Annotated in this window: 15 protein-coding genes; 13 read left to right on the top strand and 2 right to left on the bottom strand. The window is 56.0% G+C overall.

The window, feature by feature from the left end; translation table 11 throughout:
• Window positions 1-80: 80 nt before the first annotated feature.
• From QC816_RS01915 to QC816_RS01880, 8 genes are all read left to right on the top strand, one after another.
• Window positions 81-803, top strand: coding sequence for a murein L,D-transpeptidase catalytic domain family protein (locus QC816_RS01915; protein ID WP_085918186.1), 723 nt, complete (start codon window positions 81-83; stop codon window positions 801-803).
• Between the two features lie 25 nt (window positions 804-828).
• Window positions 829-1,875, top strand: coding sequence for a patatin-like phospholipase family protein (locus QC816_RS01910; protein ID WP_199283786.1), 1,047 nt, complete (start codon window positions 829-831; stop codon window positions 1,873-1,875).
• A gap of 296 nt (window positions 1,876-2,171) precedes the next feature.
• Window positions 2,172-3,524 carry a NarK family nitrate/nitrite MFS transporter gene (locus QC816_RS01905; protein ID WP_309780682.1) on the top strand — a complete coding sequence of 451 codons (1,353 nt, stop codon included), beginning with the start codon at window positions 2,172-2,174 and terminating at the stop codon, window positions 3,522-3,524.
• A 67-nt stretch (window positions 3,525-3,591) separates the two neighbouring features.
• A complete protein-coding gene (locus tag QC816_RS01900) occupies window positions 3,592-4,854 on the top strand; it encodes a nitrate regulatory protein (protein WP_199283788.1) in 1,263 nt (420 codons plus the stop codon).
• A 100-nt stretch (window positions 4,855-4,954) separates the two neighbouring features.
• The gene (locus tag QC816_RS01895; protein ID WP_199283789.1) at window positions 4,955-5,641 is read left to right on the top strand and encodes an SDR family oxidoreductase; all 687 of its coding nucleotides are present in this window, start codon (window positions 4,955-4,957) and stop codon (window positions 5,639-5,641) included.
• A 141-nt stretch (window positions 5,642-5,782) separates the two neighbouring features.
• A complete protein-coding gene (locus tag QC816_RS01890) occupies window positions 5,783-6,775 on the top strand; it encodes an LLM class flavin-dependent oxidoreductase (RefSeq protein ID WP_264823505.1) in 993 nt (330 codons plus the stop codon).
• 80 nt (window positions 6,776-6,855) lie between these two features.
• On the top strand, window positions 6,856-7,350 hold the full coding sequence (locus QC816_RS01885; RefSeq protein WP_309780681.1) for a GNAT family N-acetyltransferase: 495 nt from the start codon (window positions 6,856-6,858) through the stop codon (window positions 7,348-7,350).
• Window positions 7,351-7,464: 114 nt separating this feature from the next.
• Entirely contained in the window at window positions 7,465-9,123 is a 1,659-nt protein-coding gene (locus QC816_RS01880) for a diguanylate cyclase domain-containing protein (protein WP_309780680.1), read from the top strand.
• Here QC816_RS01880 and QC816_RS01875 read toward each other — a convergent pair.
• Both QC816_RS01875 and QC816_RS01870 read right to left on the bottom strand, forming a co-directional pair.
• The gene (locus tag QC816_RS01875) at window positions 9,114-9,677 is read right to left on the bottom strand and encodes a DUF1415 domain-containing protein (protein WP_264823508.1); all 564 of its coding nucleotides are present in this window, start codon (window positions 9,675-9,677) and stop codon (window positions 9,114-9,116) included. The genes QC816_RS01880 and QC816_RS01875 overlap by 10 nt on opposite strands.
• A gap of 76 nt (window positions 9,678-9,753) precedes the next feature.
• On the bottom strand, window positions 9,754-10,422 hold the full coding sequence (locus QC816_RS01870) for a GntR family transcriptional regulator (protein ID WP_199283792.1): 669 nt from the start codon (window positions 10,420-10,422) through the stop codon (window positions 9,754-9,756).
• Window positions 10,423-10,584: 162 nt separating this feature from the next.
• Between QC816_RS01870 and QC816_RS01865 the strand changes: the two genes are divergently transcribed.
• From QC816_RS01865 to QC816_RS01845, 5 genes are all read left to right on the top strand, one after another.
• On the top strand, window positions 10,585-11,163 hold the full coding sequence (locus tag QC816_RS01865; RefSeq protein ID WP_264823509.1) for a chromate transporter: 579 nt from the start codon (window positions 10,585-10,587) through the stop codon (window positions 11,161-11,163).
• Window positions 11,160-11,690 carry a chromate transporter gene (locus tag QC816_RS01860; protein ID WP_085918197.1) on the top strand — a complete coding sequence of 177 codons (531 nt, stop codon included), beginning with the start codon at window positions 11,160-11,162 and terminating at the stop codon, window positions 11,688-11,690. Before QC816_RS01865 ends, QC816_RS01860 begins: the two co-directional genes overlap by 4 nt.
• Window positions 11,691-11,757: 67 nt before the next feature.
• Complete coding sequence (locus QC816_RS01855; protein WP_309780679.1) at window positions 11,758-13,605, top strand: ABC transporter ATP-binding protein; 1,848 nt, start codon at window positions 11,758-11,760, stop codon at window positions 13,603-13,605.
• A gap of 153 nt (window positions 13,606-13,758) precedes the next feature.
• The gene (locus QC816_RS01850) at window positions 13,759-15,435 is read left to right on the top strand and encodes a methyl-accepting chemotaxis protein (protein ID WP_268902517.1); all 1,677 of its coding nucleotides are present in this window, start codon (window positions 13,759-13,761) and stop codon (window positions 15,433-15,435) included.
• Between the two features lie 123 nt (window positions 15,436-15,558).
• Window positions 15,559-16,713, top strand: coding sequence for an EAL domain-containing response regulator (locus QC816_RS01845; RefSeq protein WP_309780678.1), 1,155 nt, complete (start codon window positions 15,559-15,561; stop codon window positions 16,711-16,713).
• The last annotated feature ends 2 nt before the right edge of the window (window positions 16,714-16,715 follow it).

The following is a 16,715-nucleotide window of genomic DNA, read 5'->3' as shown; positions in this document are numbered from 1 at the left end:
ACTTGTTATCATAGCGCGTTAGTGACTGCCTAACCGCGTTGTACTTTTCAGTATGGACCTATCTTTCAGGATGGACTTATATGGTGCCATTTTTTTCGCCGCGTGCCTGGCTTATTTACCTGCCCGCCACGTTATTGTCACTCCCGATCCATGCCTCCAGTTTTTATAGCCACATCGATAGCGCACCGCCCAATGGCGTTCTGCCGTTAAACCACCAACTGCTTCAGCTCGCGCCAGACGCCAGTCCGGAGGCGCTTCGCCTCGCTGCTAAAGCGCTCAGCTGTCGCGACCCTCACGCCGAGCGCTTGGCGGTGATCGATTACTCTCTACCGTCAACCGAGCCACGGCTGTGGGTGTTCGATCTGGCCCAGCACGAACTGATGTTCCAAGAGCTCGTCTCCCACGGCCAAGGGTCGGGGGACGCCCTGGCGGAGACGTTTTCCAACATCCCCGACAGCCACCAATCCAGCATCGGGCTGTTTAAAACCATGAACAGTTACTACGGCCGCAATGGCTATTCACTGCGCTTGGAAGGCCTGGAGACCAACGTTAACGACAACGCCTACGAACGAGCCATCGTCATTCACGGTGCCGACTATGTCAGCGAAGCCTTTATTGACCAGACGGGGCGACTGGGTCGCAGCCACGGCTGCCCGGCGGTTCGCGAAGAAGTCACCTACCCCTTGATCGACAGCTTAAAGGGCGACCACTATGTGTTTGCCTACTACCCTGACCAGGAATGGGTGGCAACCTCACAGGTGATCAACTGCCCTAACGCACCGTCACTTGCCCACCGTTTTTAACGACTTATACCCAGGAGGCAAGTCGATGACGCAACCTAAATCGTTAGACCTGGCATTACAGGGCGGTGGTTCTCATGGCGCCTACACCTGGGGCGTCATTGACCGCTTACTGGCGGACTCAAGGGTCGAGATCGAGGGCATCAGCGGCACCAGTGCCGGTGCGATGAACGGCGTGGTCATGGCCGACGCGCTCACCCGGGGCGATAAAGAAACCGCCCGCGAGGCCTTGCACGATTTCTGGCGGGCCGTCAGCCGAGCGGGGATGGCAAGCCCTATTCGTCGCTCACCGCTGGACAAGCTGACCGGGAACTGGAGTCTCGAACACTCGCCGGGGTATATCGCCATGGACCTGATGAGTCGGCTGGTCTCGCCCTATCAGTTCAATCCTCTCAACGTGAACCCTCTGCGCAACATTGTGGCCGAACGGATCGACTTTGATCGGGTCCGCCGCTGTGAACAGCTCAAACTCTTCGTGACTGCCACCAACGTCCGTACCGGTAAGCAGCGGGTCTTTCGTCGGCATGAGATGAGCCTTGATGCGGTCATGGCCTCCGCTTGTCTGCCATTTGTCTTCCAGGCCGTTGAAATTGACGGAGAAGCCTATTGGGATGGCGGCTATATGGGCAATCCGGCGCTGTTCCCGCTAATGGAGGAATGTAGCGCACGCGATATTCTGCTCGTTCAGATCAACCCCATTCGACGAGACGACTTACCCACCACGGCGTCAGCCATCATGAACCGCCTTAATGAAATCACCTTCAATTCAGCGCTGATCAAAGAGGTGCGCATGATCGCCATGCTTAAACAGGTGCTTGACGCCCAGGGTATCGAGAACTGCTATCAGCAGGCGTTGTTCCACCGCATCAGCGGTGAAGGTGCGTTACTGCCACTGTCGGTATCCAGCAAGCTGAATGCCGAGTGGCCCTTTCTATGCCACCTGTTTGAACAGGGCCATGCCGCCGCCGACCGCTGGCTGGAAGACAACATCGACGCGCTCGGCGAACGCTCCACGCTGGATATCGAGGATGTCTATCTGGATGAAAGCCCGGCGCCTGCTACAGCACCAAACTAAGCCAAACCAGGCCTGCTGATGCCCAATGATGCAGCATTAGCATGATATTTATCTTTCAACCTGTTCCTCAAACACCCTCCCTTCAATAGTAACCAACTGATTAAAATAATAAAAAACAACCATGGCAACCACTTTGCATAAATGTAAGCAGTGGTGGTAGGCGTGGACCAGGCCCAAGCGGGTACGAGTGCGTCGAACCTGACCTTCAATGAAGAAGGCATGTTCTCGTGAACCGATGACGCTGCGTGTTCACGCGCAGGGTGTTGAACTCGTAACAGAACCCGTGAGGCCATCCCATGGATATTCGCAACAAAGCCAACCGTATTCGGTTGCTCAATTTCTCTACGCCACAAATGCGCGCTTTCCATTTTTCGTGGTTTGCTTTCCATCTCTGCTTTTTTGGCTGGTTTGGCATTGCGCCGCTCATGGCGGTGGTACGTGAAGACCTAGCTCTCACCCAGACCCAGATCGGTAACACCATCATCGCCTCGGTCGCGATCACCGTCATTATCCGCCTGGTGATCGGCGTATTATGCGACCGCCTCGGGCCACGAAAGACCTATTCCGGCTTGTTGCTGCTCGGCTCCATTCCGGTGATGGGCATCGGCCTGGCCGACAGCTTTGAAACCTTCCTGCTTGCGCGCCTGGCGATTGGGGCCATCGGTGCGTCGTTTGTTATCACTCAATACCATACTTCCATCATGTTTGCGCCCAATGTCGTGGGTACCGCCAACGCCACCAGTGCGGGCTGGGGGAACCTGGGCGGCGGCACGACACAGATCGTCATGCCGTTGATATTTGCCGGTATGTTGATGCTTGGAGTTAACGAGGCGTTGGGCTGGCGGTTAGCCATGGTCGTGCCAGGCGTTGTGCTGTTCTTCACCGGCATTGCCTATTGGCTATTTACCCAGGATGCGCCCGATGGCAACTTTGACGAGCTGCGCGCTCGCGGCGAGCTACCGCCCGCCAGCGGCGAAAACGGCGCGCTACAAAGCTTTACCGTCGCGGCAAAAGATATTCGCGTGTGGGCGCTGTTCGTGGTGTATGGGATTTGTTTTGGCGTGGAACTGACGATCAATAACATCGCCGCCATCTACTTTTTCGATAATTTTGACCTGACACTTGCCACCGCTGGCCTGATTGCCGGCCTGTTTGGCTTGATGAATATCTTTGCCCGTACGCTGGGCGGCATATTTTCTGACTTGTTTGCCAAACTGGGGGGCCTGAAGGGGCGCGTGCGCTGGTTACTGGTCGCTCTCATTTGTGAAGGCATCGCCCTGATCGCTTTTTCACAAATGCATGTACTAAGCCTGGCGATCGGTATCATGCTGGTGTTCAGCCTGTTTGTGCAGATGGCCGAAGGTGCGACTTACGGGGTGGTACCCTTCATCAATAAAAAAGCCCTGGGCGCGGTGGCCGGTATTGTGGGCGCAGGCGGCAACGTTGGCGCCGTCTCTGCCGCCTTCCTGTTCCGCAGTGAAAGCCTGACCTATCAGCAAGGCCTCTTCTACCTGGGGTTAGCCGTCCTTGCCTTGGCCTCGTGCGTCCTGCTAGTACGCTTCTCCGATGCGCAAGAAGCCGAAGAGGCAGCCGCCTACCGAGAGGCGGTGGGCGACGATACCGGCGCGGGTGCCCTATCGTTACGCTAAACGACGCCGATTGCGCACTTCCAGGGAAGTGCGCAATCAATGGCGGTGAGCACAAAGGAAACGCATTATGTCTTCAGCTCAACAGCTTCTGTTAACCGCCAAACGCTGCGATATCGACAACCTGACCCATCTGGCGACAACCTGTGACATTGTGGGCGACATCAGCCACTTCATTCACATGCTGCAGCGTGAGCGGGGCGCGTCGACGGTTTTCCTGGTTTCCCAGGGCAGCCGCTTTAAAGAACGTCGCGCGACTTACCGCCAGCATAGCCAGGATGCCGAAGCACTGATGCGTCGTCGCCTCGAGGCATTAAGCAAGGAAGCGCGTCCCCAGGCGGCTGCGCGCCTGCTGCGCCGCATTGCCATGGTATGGGCAGCGCTGGATGAACTCAGCACGCTGCGCCACGCCATTGACACCTTTGCCATTACACCCGACGCGGCAACTCAGGCATTCAATCAATTGACCAGCGGGCTGCTGGCGATTGTCTTTGAAGCAGCCGACACGGCTGTCGACCCTGACATCACCCGCGCCCTGGTCGCCATTTTCCATTTAATGCAAGGCAAAGAACTGGCGGGACAGGAACGCGCATGCGGCGCCTTTGGCTTTACCCAGGGGTATTTTGACGATGCCCATAGTGCATTGCTTGGCCAACTGATTGACGACCAGCAACGCTGCTTTGATACCTTTGAGGAATTCGCTTCTCCCGAAGCACAGCAACATTGGCAAGCGGAGCTGTCGCCACGCACGCTCTCAGGCATCCATCAATTGCGCGATATTGCCCGCCAGCGGGCCTCGCATCCAGACACATCGGATTCACTGGGTGAAACCTGGTATGAGCTCACCACGCTGCGCATCGACAGCATTAAAAACGTGGAAGATGCCTGCAACGCTCAGTTGACCGCCCTGTGCCATAGCAAGATACAACAAGCCAATGTCGCGCTGGAAAAAGCCAAGACGGAGCCTTGCCGTAATTCGCCGGCGCCTTGCGAGCAACTGCTCGCCTTGAGCAACGGTGAGCCACTGGGAGACTTGACCGCCAATGCGCTTAATTCGCCCCTGGGCCGATCATTGATCGAATTGACCCAGGCACAATCAAGCCGCTTACAGGGGCTTAGCGACGAGCTGGAAAATACGCGCAAGGCCCTTCGCGAACGCAAGCTGATCGAACGGGCGAAAGGCCTGATCATGGCCCACCAGGACATGACAGAAGAAGAAGCGTACCGGTTTCTGCGCACTACCTCGATGAATCAGAGCAAAAGCATGGCGGACATGGCGCAGTCGATTCTCGACCTATCCACCATGCTCAAGCGCAAAGAAGCCGGGCATTAACGCTTTCACCTTCTTCGTTCGCAGGCTTACGATTTGCACAACGGCGCTCAATTAGCCATGCTAGATAGGATGTTATGGTTAATCGTCAGGAGCGCAAAGGATGCATAGAAACGTCTTACTGATTACCGGTGCCTCCAGCGGAATTGGGGCTGCCACCGCCCGAGCAGCCGCCCGTGAAGGTTACAAACTGGTGCTGGCCGCCCGCTCGACTGACAAGCTCACCGCGCTTGCCCAAGAGTTAGGACCAGAAAATGTGCTGACCTGCGAGCTGGATGTCACCCAGATGGACGAACAGCGCGCCATGGTCGACGAAGCATTGGAAACCTTTGGCAGGATTGATGCCGTTTTTGCCAACGCCGGTTGCGGTGGTTCGCCGGGCGGCTTCAGTGGTGCCGATCACGAGCGCTGGCAGGAAATGATCTTAACCAACGTATATGGCGTTGGCCTGACTCTCCAGGCATGCTTACCGGCACTCAAACGAAGCAAAGGCCACGTGCTGTTAACCGGCTCAGCCGCAGGCCGTGCGACCATTCCGGGTTCCATGTACAGCGCGACCAAGTGGGCCGTTACCGGCATCGGCTATAACCTGCGCGAGGAGCTACGCGGTACCGGCATGCGGGTAACGCTGATTGAACCCGGCATGGTCGATACCCCCTTCTTTGACGAACCGCCCGAACATGCGCTGGAAGACCGCGATATTGCCAATGCCGTCATTTATGCGCTATCACAGCCTGCCCATGTCGACGTCAACGAAATCCTGATTCGCCCTACCCCGCCATTGGAATAATGTGTTTTGCCGATACCCTGCCTTGTAATTCATCGATACTGGCCGCATAACCCTTAATTAACAAGCGTGCTAATGATTCGTTCGACTCCCTTGCGTCGGCATCTCATTAGCCGCCCCATCTTCCGGCCTTATAGGTGATGCATGAGCGCACTCGCGTCTACCGCGCTATCCGTACTGGACCTCGCCCCGATTCGTCAGGGGGGCAGCGCTGCCGAAACCTTTCAAGACAGCGTTTCGCTTGCCCAGCGCACCGAACAACTGGGTTATCAGCGTTACTGGCTGGCCGAACACCACAACATAGATGGCATCGCAAGCGCTGCGACAGCGGTACTGATCGGCCATATTGCCGGTCAGACCTCGCGTATTCGCGTGGGTAGCGGTGGGATCATGTTGCCCAACCACCCGCCACTGGTGGTGGCCGAACAGTTTGGCACGCTGGAAACTCTTTATCCCGGGCGCATCGACCTGGGCCTTGGCCGTGCGCCGGGCTCGGACGGCGCGACCATGCAGGCGATGCGCCGCCATCCCCACGCTGGCGTGGATGATTTCCCGGCCCAACTAAACGAGCTGCGGGGCTATCTGGGAGACCCTGCGCCTCACCAGCGGGTAAAAGCAGTACCCGGCCAGGGTACTCACGTGCCGATTTGGCTGCTCGGCTCCAGTGGCTTTAGTGCACAGTTAGCCGCCAAGCTTGGCCTGCCCTTTGCCTTCGCCGCGCAGTTTGCGCCAGGCTACCTGTTTGAAGCGCTGCGGCTTTACCGTGAGAACTTCCAGCCCTCGGAGCACCTGGATGCCCCCTACGCCACCGTCGGGTTGCCGGTCATTGCCGCGGAAAGCGACGCCATGGCGGAATACCTGGCAACCACGGCCCAGCAGAAATTTCTCAACCTGATCCGCGGCAAGCCAACAGTGTCGCTGCCTCCAGTGGAGCAGCTTGACTGGTCACCCATGGAGCGCGCCCAGGTCGAGCAGTTTCTGGGGGCAGCGATCATCGGTGGCCCCGACACGGTAAAAACCCAACTTGCCGACTTCCAGGAACGCACAGGGGCCAATGAGTTGATGATCAATAGTGATTTCTATGACCATCAGGATCGGTTAAGAAGTTATCAGATTGTTGCTGAAGCGGCACAATAAGTGCCTACAATGGTCGGCAGCCTTGCATAGGGGCTGCTGATTTCAGCCGAGCTAACCCGAAGGATCAGGTACACAGAACCATGTCTGCGCTCACTTATTCTCCAATGTCACACGCTGACTTCATGGCGTTCTGGCCAACCTTTCAACACATTGTGGCGGCCCAGGAAACCTATGCCATCGACCCGGATATACCCGCCGAAGATGCCTACCAACTGTGGTGTAAAGCCCCACAGGCAACGTTTGCGGTCAAGGATGAAACAGGCACACTTCTCGGTACCTACTATTTAAAAGCCAATGCGGCCGGGCCGGGTGATCATGTCTGCAACTGCGGTTATATGGTGGCCCCTGCCGCGCGTGGCAGAGGCGTCGCCCGGAGCATGTGCGAGCATTCACAGCAGTTCGCTCGCGAGCTGGGTTTCAGGGCCATGCAGTTCAACGCGGTTGTCTCTACGAATGAGGTGGCGGTCGCACTCTGGCAGCGCCTGGGGTTCGCCATTGTGGGCACGGTGCCTAACGCTTACCGTCATGCCCGTCTTGGCGAAGTCGATACCCACGTCATGCATAAAACGCTCTAAGCCTTCAACGTTAACGTCACCCACGTCAAGCGCATTAATGTGGGTTGTCTATCGGCATCCTTCGTGGTTGGATAACAGTCGTTAGCTGACCTCACCCCCCGACGAGATGCCGGAATGCCCTACGCCCCCCTGCGGCTAAACCAAATATCCCTGCGTACACGTTTTATGCTGCTGATTATTGGCTTGGTGTTTAGCACGACCATCCTGCTTGGCTGGGTCGCTGCTCGACAGTCAGCTGATCAACTGGAAGCCAATATCGGCGCCTCTACGGCAGAATCGGCCTATCAGATGGTCGATAAGCTGGACCGCAGCATGGATGCCCGCATTAAGGAAGTAAAGTTACTGCTGGGCATTGAAGCACTGACCGATGGTACCGATAACGATACTCTTCGCTCTCAGTTGGAAACTCTTCAAGATAACTACAACGTGGTGTCATGGATTGGCTTTATTGGCCCAGACGGCGTTGTACAAGCCGCAACCGGTGGCGTACTGGAAGGGACTTCCATTGCCCAGCGCCCGGTCTTTCAAAACGGCCGCGATGGTATGTGGATTGGCGATGTTCACGACGCCGTCTTGCTGTCGCAGCTATTGCCTAACCCGTATGGCAAAGCCATACAGTTTGTCGATATCGCCACCCCGGTCCATACCCAGGATGACACCTTGCTGGGGGTACTGGCCGTTCACCTGAGCTGGGAATGGGCCGAGTACATTCAACGTGCGATGTTCTCGCCTGCGCAACAGCGCCAGGGCACCGAAATACTGTTACTCGCGGCCGATGGAACAGTGCTGCTCGGGCCGGACGATATGCTGGGACAGCCTGTGCCGGGCCTATCCACCCTGCATTTACAGGCCAGCGCCAAGCCTTCATGGTCAATTGAGACATGGCCAGATGACCAGCGCTATGTGACGGGTGTAGCCCGCAGCCAGGGTTTCGAGGATTTCCCGGGGCTGGGATGGGTGGCTGTTAGCCGTCAGCCGATTGAGCAAGCATTTGCCCCCGTGGAAAGACTAAAACGTGTGATCATGGGCATAGGCGTGCTACTGGCCATCGTGTTTGCAGTGGTTGGCTGGTTTGTCGCGTCGCGGCTAACGACGCCTTTAACCCGTCTTTCTCACGCTGCAGACACTATCCACGATGCCAGCCAACCCACTAACGAGATTCCCCTGGAAACAGGTTCGCCGGAACTGATGCGCCTCTCCACGTCAATGCGCAACATGGTCGGACGCTTGCTCGACCAGAACCGCACTATTCGCCGCCTTGAAGACATCGCTAATAGCGACCCGTTGACCGGGTTGCCGAACCGCGCCTTCCTTGATCGTTATCTTTCGCACGCCCTGCCCGAGGCCGAGCGCCAACAGCAAAGTATTGCGCTGGTATATATTGACCTGGATGGCTTTAAAGACGTGAATGATGAGCTGGGTCACCATGCGGGCGACCTGCTGTTAATCGACATTGCCAATCGTCTGCAGGAAGTGCTCCGAGCCAGCGATGTCGTCGCTCGGTGGGGCGGTGACGAATTCGTCATGGCCTTGAAAGCCCCCGCGGACCAACTACCGACGCTCACCCAGGCGATAAGCGAGCGACTGCTTGCCTCCACTTCTCAACCAATATCGCTGCCCGAGCATCAAGCGGTGACCGTCAACTGCAGCCTGGGGGCCGCGTGGTGGCCAGAGCATAGCCATGACATAAAGGAAGTCATGCAGTTTGCCGACGCTGCCCTGTATGTTGCCAAGCAAGAGGGCAGACATCGGCTGGTGATCCATCAGCCCTGATCATCGAGGCGGCAGCTGCGTTGCCACAATTGCTCCACGGCCTCAATGCCCATGCCGTTCAGCACGGCCACATTACGCTCAGGTATCGCGTCGGTATCGCCATAAAACTCGATCGCCTTTTCGACGCTCTCTTCACGCAGCAGATGCACCATCGGGTAGGGTGAGCGATTGGTATAGTTGGCGGCATCATCAGCACCCGCATCATCAAAACAGTAATCCGGATGAAACGATGCGAGCTGATAGATGCCTTCATATCCTTGGTCAATCAGGATGCTTTCAGCGAGCTCAACAAAATCCAGATAATGATCAAAGCTTTTAAATAAGGTGGGAAATACCAACAGGGTGGTTTCTGTTTCCGGGTGTTCGTCTAGCCAATGCACCTCCACCATCAGCTCTTCCAGCGCCACTTCCAGCTTTTTTGAGCGCACAACTTCAACGCGAACCGCATCCCGCGCCAGCTCGCGGCTGGCAAACGGGCATATATCGTGAACCACAACAAAGCGGTTCACCCAGTTCAATGTCTGCGCGATGACCCTATTATCTGCATCTTGCATGCCTGTCCCGTCCCCTTCGGTAATCTCGCCGATGCCTACCATCGCCGACAGCGCAACAGTTTACACGCCATACACACTAGGCGTGTTCCTGATAGCGCTTGAGGGCCACCTGATAGGATTTATGGATATGGTCGTCCAGGAGTGCACGGGCAGCTTTACTATCACGCTGTAAGGCAAGCTCCACCAGTTCGTGATGCTGTTCATCGAGTGTTTGCCTTACCGTCGGTATTTTGGGACCGAGGCGGCGGTAGCGATCGAACTGGTCGTGCAGCTGTTCGATAAAACGCAACAGCCAAACCGAGCCGCAGGGCGCCACAAGCGTGCGGTGAAACTGGCTGTGCAACACCTCCCACTCCTCGCCTTTTTCCAGCGATAAATCCGCGCGTTTCAGGCGATGGGCGGCGGCCAAAAGTTCGGCTTCCCATACGTCATCTCCGTGCTGAATGGCGCGTTCAAACGCCATGCCCTCAAGTTCCAGCCGCATATTGGCAATATCATCCAACTCGCTGCGCGATAATGTCGGTACTCTAAAGCCACGCTGATTTTCCTGAATCAACAGGCCATAGGCGGCCAGCTTGTTGAGCGCCTCGCGCAGCGGACTCAAACCAACGTGATAATGGTCCTTGAGCGCGTTGATCGCCAATTTTTCGCCCGCGGCAAAGCGTCCGCCAACTAAATCACGGCGTAGCGTCTCGTAAATGCGGCTGGATGCCGTACTGATAACCGGTTGAAGATGCTGGTTCATATAAGATCCTTTTTCATCCTGACGCCCATGCCTTTAAACGCTGGAGTTGACGCCCTGGGAAGCCCTCGCTTATATTCTATTTTATACATAATAATCGATTTTTTAACTGACAAACGATAAACAAGGGTCGACCATGCGTTGTTTCTCATCATTGACCTTGCGATGTCATCGCCCATGACGTCGTCGGCATCCTGGCAACTGTTCTGGGCATTCTTGCGCGTTGGCCTATTGGGTTTCGGCGGTGGTCCCGCCATGATCCCATTGGTGCGAGCCGAAGTGGTCACCCGCCACCACTGGCTGACCGATGAAGAATTCGCCGATGTACTGGCGATCGGCAACACCCTACCCGGCCCTATCGCCACCAAGATGCCGGGCTACATCGGCTACCGGGTGAGCGGTATCAGCGGCTGTATCGCCGCTGTCGTCGCCATCATTCTCCCCATGATTGTCGCCATGATTGTCATGTTAGGCATTTTCAGCCGTTATCGCGATGTTGGCTGGATTCGCGGCATGGGTCAGGCCGTGGTACCCGTGGTCATGATCATGATGGCACAACTGACGTGGGACTTTTTCGATAAATCAAAAGCGTCCCTGGGCTGGCTAGTCAGCATCGTGATGGCCATTACCTCTGGCGGACTTATCTATTGGCTCGGTGTTCATCCGGGCTGGGTGATTGGCGCTATTCTGCTGGCTGCCCTGCTACGCCCTAAAAGCAATAAAAAAGCGGAGGGGTCGGCATGATCTACTGGGAACTGTTTCTTGCCTTTTTCATTCCCAATATTATCGGTTACGGCGGCGGCCCGGCGATTATTCCGCTGATCGAGACCGAGGTCGTTGGCCGCTACGGCTGGATGACCGCACAGACCTTCGCCGAAACCCTGGCACTGGGTAATGCCCTGCCCAGCCCTATCGCCACCAAGATGGCAGGGTATATCGGCTATGAAGTCGCCGGCATCGGCGGTGCCTTCGTGGCAGTGGCCGCTACGGTCATTCCGACGCTGCTGCTCATGCTGGGCGCGCTGGGCCTCTTGTATCGCCACCGCAACTCTCCCCGCGTCAAACGCATGAGCCAATGGGTACGCCCGGTTATCGCCATGATGATGGGCTGGCTGACCCTGGGGTTTTTGCTCGAAAGTGTTAATTCAAGCGGCACGATTCACACGCTGATTATCGGCGTGATTGCGGGCATTGCGCTGATTCGCTTTAAAACGCATCCCGCTTTTGTCGTCGTGGGGGCGTTGGTTTATGGCGGGCTTTTCCTGGGTTGAACTGGCTATCTACGCTTAACCATCGCATCATGGCAGTCCTTTCTGCCAGGTATCAGCTTGTTGTCATATGTCACCACCCTCTTCTTACGCCTCCACCGCGCCGCTAAGCAGTTTTCTTAGCGTCTTTGGCTATAGCCGCCGAGCGCTGGGCCTGGTATGGGAAACCTCCCGCTGGATGATGCTTGGCTTAGCGCTGTGTACGCTCGTGGCCGGCGTGCTTCCTGCCGTCGCCGCCTGGGTCGGCCAGTTGATTGTGGATGGCGTGGTGAGCGCCATGGACGCCCATCAAGCAGCCACTGCCCCCAACTTGCTGATGTCGATTACCCCGGTACTCAAGCTGGTTGCTTTCGAGGCACTCATCATTGCCCTGATTGCGCTTGCCCAGCGCGGGCTTGCCGCCCAGCAGTCGTTACTGCGCGCATTGCTGGGTCAGAAGGTCAATGTGATGATTCTGGAGAAAGCCGGCCAGCTCTCGCTTAGCCAGTTTGAGGACTCGGAGCTTTACGACCAGTTGACGCGGGCGCGGCGAGAGGCGTCAACCCGCCCTCTCGCTCTGGTGAATAAAACCTTTGGGCTTCTGCAAAATGCGATTTCGCTGGGCAGCTTCGGGGTCCTGCTGGTGCAGTTCTCCCCCTGGGCACTGTTGATTCTGGTCGCCGGCGCCCTGCCGGTGTTTATTTCGGAGGCCAAGTTTTCAGGAGATGGCTTTCGGCTGTTTCGCCGACGCTCGTCGCAAACCCGCATGCAGATTTATCTGGAAACCGTACTCGCCCGGGAAGACAGCATCAAAGAGGTCAAACTGTTTGGCCTGGAAGGGCTTTTTCTCAAACGCTATCGCGATATCTTTACCCAACTGTTCGCCGAAGACCGGCGCCTGACGCTCCGCCGGGAAAGCTGGGGATTTGTGCTGGGATTGCTGGGTACCCTCACCTTTTACGCTGCCTATGCGTGGGTGGTAATTGAAACAATTACCGGGACGCTGACCCTCGGCCAGATGACCATGTACCTCATGGTGTTCAAGCAAGGACAGGCCGCGCTTTCCGCCAGCCTGACCGCGATTAGCGGCATGTACGAAGATAACCTCTACCTTTCCAACCTCTACGAGTACCTGGAGCAGCCGGTCGAAGCGGACACAGGCACCCTGACCCGGGGCGTATTACCCGGCGACGGCCTGCGCTTTGAAAACGTCAGCTTCGCCTACCCCGGCAGCGCACCGGTGTTGCACGATATTTCCCTGCACCTATCCCCCGGGCAAAGCCTGGCCCTGGTGGGAGAAAACGGCTCGGGCAAGACAACGCTGATCAAGCTGTTGACGCGGCTTTACCAACCGACCAAGGGACGCATTCTGCTGGACGGCAGCGACTTGCGCGATTGGCAGGCAAAAGCACTGCGCGAGCGGACTGGGGTGATTTTTCAGGACTTCGTGCGCTACCAGTTGCAGGTGGGCGAAAACCTGGGCGTGGGCGATACCCATGCCTATCACGACGAGCAACGTTGGCAGCAGGCCGCCCGCCACGGGATGGCAGATGACTTCATCGCCAACATGGCCAGCGGCTATCAAACCCAACTGGGCCGCTGGTTCAAAAACGGCCAGGAGCTCTCCGGTGGCCAATGGCAGAAAATTGCCCTTTCCCGTGCTTATATGCGTGAAAACGCCGATATTCTAGTGCTGGACGAACCCACCGCTGCGATGGATGCCGCTGCCGAAGCAGAAGTGTTTGCCCGCTTCCGCGAGCATAGCCGCGACAAGATGGCGATTCTGATCTCCCACCGTTTCTCCACAGTGCGCAGCGCTGACCTTATCCTGGTGATCGATCAAGGGCATATCATCGAGCGCGGCACCCACGAGGAACTGCTCGCTGCCCAGGGCCGCTACGCCAAGCTGTTTCAGCTTCAGGCCAAGGGCTATCAATAAATCAGAGTCCTGAACTGGTGACTCCCACGCCTAATTTATTAGCAAGTTAATAAACTAATCGTAAACAAAGGTGACGAAACTCATAAATTCGTCGACGCTTTTAGCAATTTAGAGGTAGTGTTCGCTCATTAAATTCCATTAAAGGATTGTTAAATGCGCCACCTCCATAAAATCAGCTTCAAGTACGCCTTAGCCTTCATCAGCGTTGCAATGGCTCTGTTGTTCATTGTAATCGCCGACGCCATGCTCGTTAACATGGTGAAAAGCCGACTGGATACTTTTATCACCAACTATATACCCGCCACCACAGCAACACTTAACGGAGATAGAGATCTTTACCAGGCACGCGCTGCCGAAATTGAATATCTATTGTCAGACCCTTCAAGTGAGCGGGGATCCGAGCTCATTGCCGTATTTGAAGAAAATGCGCAACAGGCATACGACCGTATGGAACGTTATGCAGGGCTCATGCAGAACTATCCAGAACTCACTTCTCAGCTATCGAACTTCGAAGTTTTACATCGCAATTGGAAACAAGAAGCAGAGCGCGTTTTCGATCTTCACCAAAGAGGCGAAACGTCAGCTGCTCTAGCACTCCTTTATGGCTCATCCTTAACGGCTTTCGATACATTGCGTGATATCTACGATGTATCAGGGGTCAATATTGAAACAGCCACTTACAGCGCTGAAGAAGCCGTTGTAAACAGAATCCAGGTTCAGCAAACGTCAACAATTATCTTTTCTATCATCGTTTTTTTAGTCGCTGTAACGATTGCTTTATTAGGCCCTTTAATGATGTCACGGGCTATTCGCCAGATTACCGGGCGAATCAAAGAAATCACCGACGGTGATGGCGACCTAACCGCCCGTATCGAAAGTAGCCGCCGTGATGAAATCGGCGAACTCGCGCAGCAATTCGATGCCTTTATCAAGCGGATCGACGATACGCTACAGTCGGTAAGCAGCAGTACGGTCAGCCTGCAGCATGCGTCTAATGAAATAGCCAAAGGCAGCCAAGAGCTGGCGGCACGGACGGAGCAGGCGGCGGCTAATTTGCAACAAACGTCCGCCTCCATGGAGGAAATCGCGGCGGTGGTCACCAACGCTTCTGAATCAGCGGATCAAGCCGACCAGCTCGCCACATCGACGCGCAAACTTGCTCAGCAAGGTTTGCAGGCCATGCATAGCGTTGAAAAGACGATGGATACCATCAACGAGTCCTCCTCCGAGATCAGCAACATCGTCAGTCTCATTGAGAGCATTGCGTTCCAGACCAATATACTGGCGCTAAACGCCTCCGTTGAAGCCGCCCGAGCGGGTGAGCACGGTCGTGGTTTTGCCGTGGTGGCCCAGGAAGTCCGCACGCTGGCGAGCCGCTCGAGCGACGCTTCAAAAAACATCAATGAGCTGATCAACACCTCCTTGACGAGAACCCAGTCGGGTGTCGATCAGGTCAAGAAAACCGGTGCCACCATGCAGGAAATGGTTAAGAGCATCGAGCGCGTGGCTGACGTCATTGCCGACATCAGCTCTGGGGCAAAAGAGCAGAGCGTGGGTATTGGTCAAGTCAATGATGCTGTCACCGAACTGGACAGCATGACCCAACACAATGCTTCAATGGTCGAAGAGTCCAGCGCCGCCGCCGCAGAGCTAAGGGAACAGGCTGATCGTTTGGGTGAGCTGGTAGGCGCCTTCAAACTCAGTAATACGCAAAGCGATACGCAGGAAAGACCAGCGGTGGCTATCACCAAGAACCGGCCGTCTTCTTCAACGACGATGACTGCCCCGCTACTGAGCAAATCTCCTGAGCTCGAATGGGAATCTTTCTAATACCGCGAGTCTCCCCTGCGTTGATCGTTTAACCCAGGGGAGGCTGCGTGACTGTACCGCCAATTAATCCTGTCAACGCCTCGATATGTAAAACGGTGACCTGGATCCGCCAAAGGAACCCATATGATTCGCAACGCATTAGTCATAGATGATGATGCCGATATACAGCTATTGAGCACCATGCTGCTTCAGAAACAAGGGTACAACGTCGCAACGGCGGGGGGCCTTGGCGAGTTGGCCCGTCAGCCATCTTTACTCAATACAGAATTGATCTTGCTGGATCTGGGACTTGGCGAATTTACCGGTCTGGACATTATCGATTATCTGCATGATTTACGTTTGAATGCCGCCATCATAGTGACCAGCGGTTGCTCGGAAGACGCGGCGGCACATACGATCGAGAGTGGCAATCAAAAAGGCCTGTGCATGCTGGGCTTCCTGCCTAAAACCCAACTGATGACCGGCCTGAAGCCATTTATTGATTCACTCAAGCAGTCGTCCAAACCGCCCGCCAAAGCAGAGCTGGAAAAGGCCCTTCGTGACCGTGAGCTCTTTCTCGCTTTTCAGCCCAAGCAGGATCTTCAAACGGGTAAGATAACGGGCGTTGAGGCATTGGTGCGCTGGCAGGACCCGCAACGCGGGGTTCTTTATCCGGACAGCTTTATTCCACTGGCCGAAAAACAAGATCTGATACTGCCCCTCACCTGGCATGTTATCGAACTTGCGCTGGCGCAACAGGCTCGCTGGCAATCCGAAGGGATCGACTTGAATGTTGCGATCAATGTCCCCGCTGCGTTTATCCAGGCAGAAGGGATGCTGGCGACGTTCGATCGCCTGACGCAACGGCATCGTATTTCCCTGGACAAGATTACCCTGGAGCTGACCGAGTCAGCCGGCATTGAATGCTTGGGTTACGCCCGGCACGTGCTTGAAACACTGAGGCGGAAGGGATGCCAGCTCGCCCTGGACGATTTTGGAACCGGTTACTCGTCCATGGTTCAGCTCTACCGCCTGCCGTTTACCGAGCTCAAGATTGACAAAAGCTTTGTGTCACGGATTGACCATGATGATGATGCCCGCGCAATTACTCTCTCCATTATCGACCTGGGTAAGCGGCTGGGGCTCAAGGTCGTGGCAGAAGGCATCGAAACGTCCTGCCAGCACACCCTTCTGGCGCAGTACGGCTGCACGCTAGGCCAGGGCTACTTCATTGCTCGTCCGCTAGCGCGCCATGCCCTCGACACCTGGTTAACGAGCGAGCCTCACTTGGCGCAGTAGAC

Origin of the sequence: Vreelandella janggokensis, from assembly GCF_031451615.1 — a bacterium.
Taxonomy (GTDB): Bacteria; Pseudomonadota; Gammaproteobacteria; order Pseudomonadales; family Halomonadaceae; genus Vreelandella; species Vreelandella janggokensis.
The sequence above is the reverse complement of the archived record's forward strand: the minus strand, read 5'-3'. Positions and strand labels throughout refer to the sequence as shown.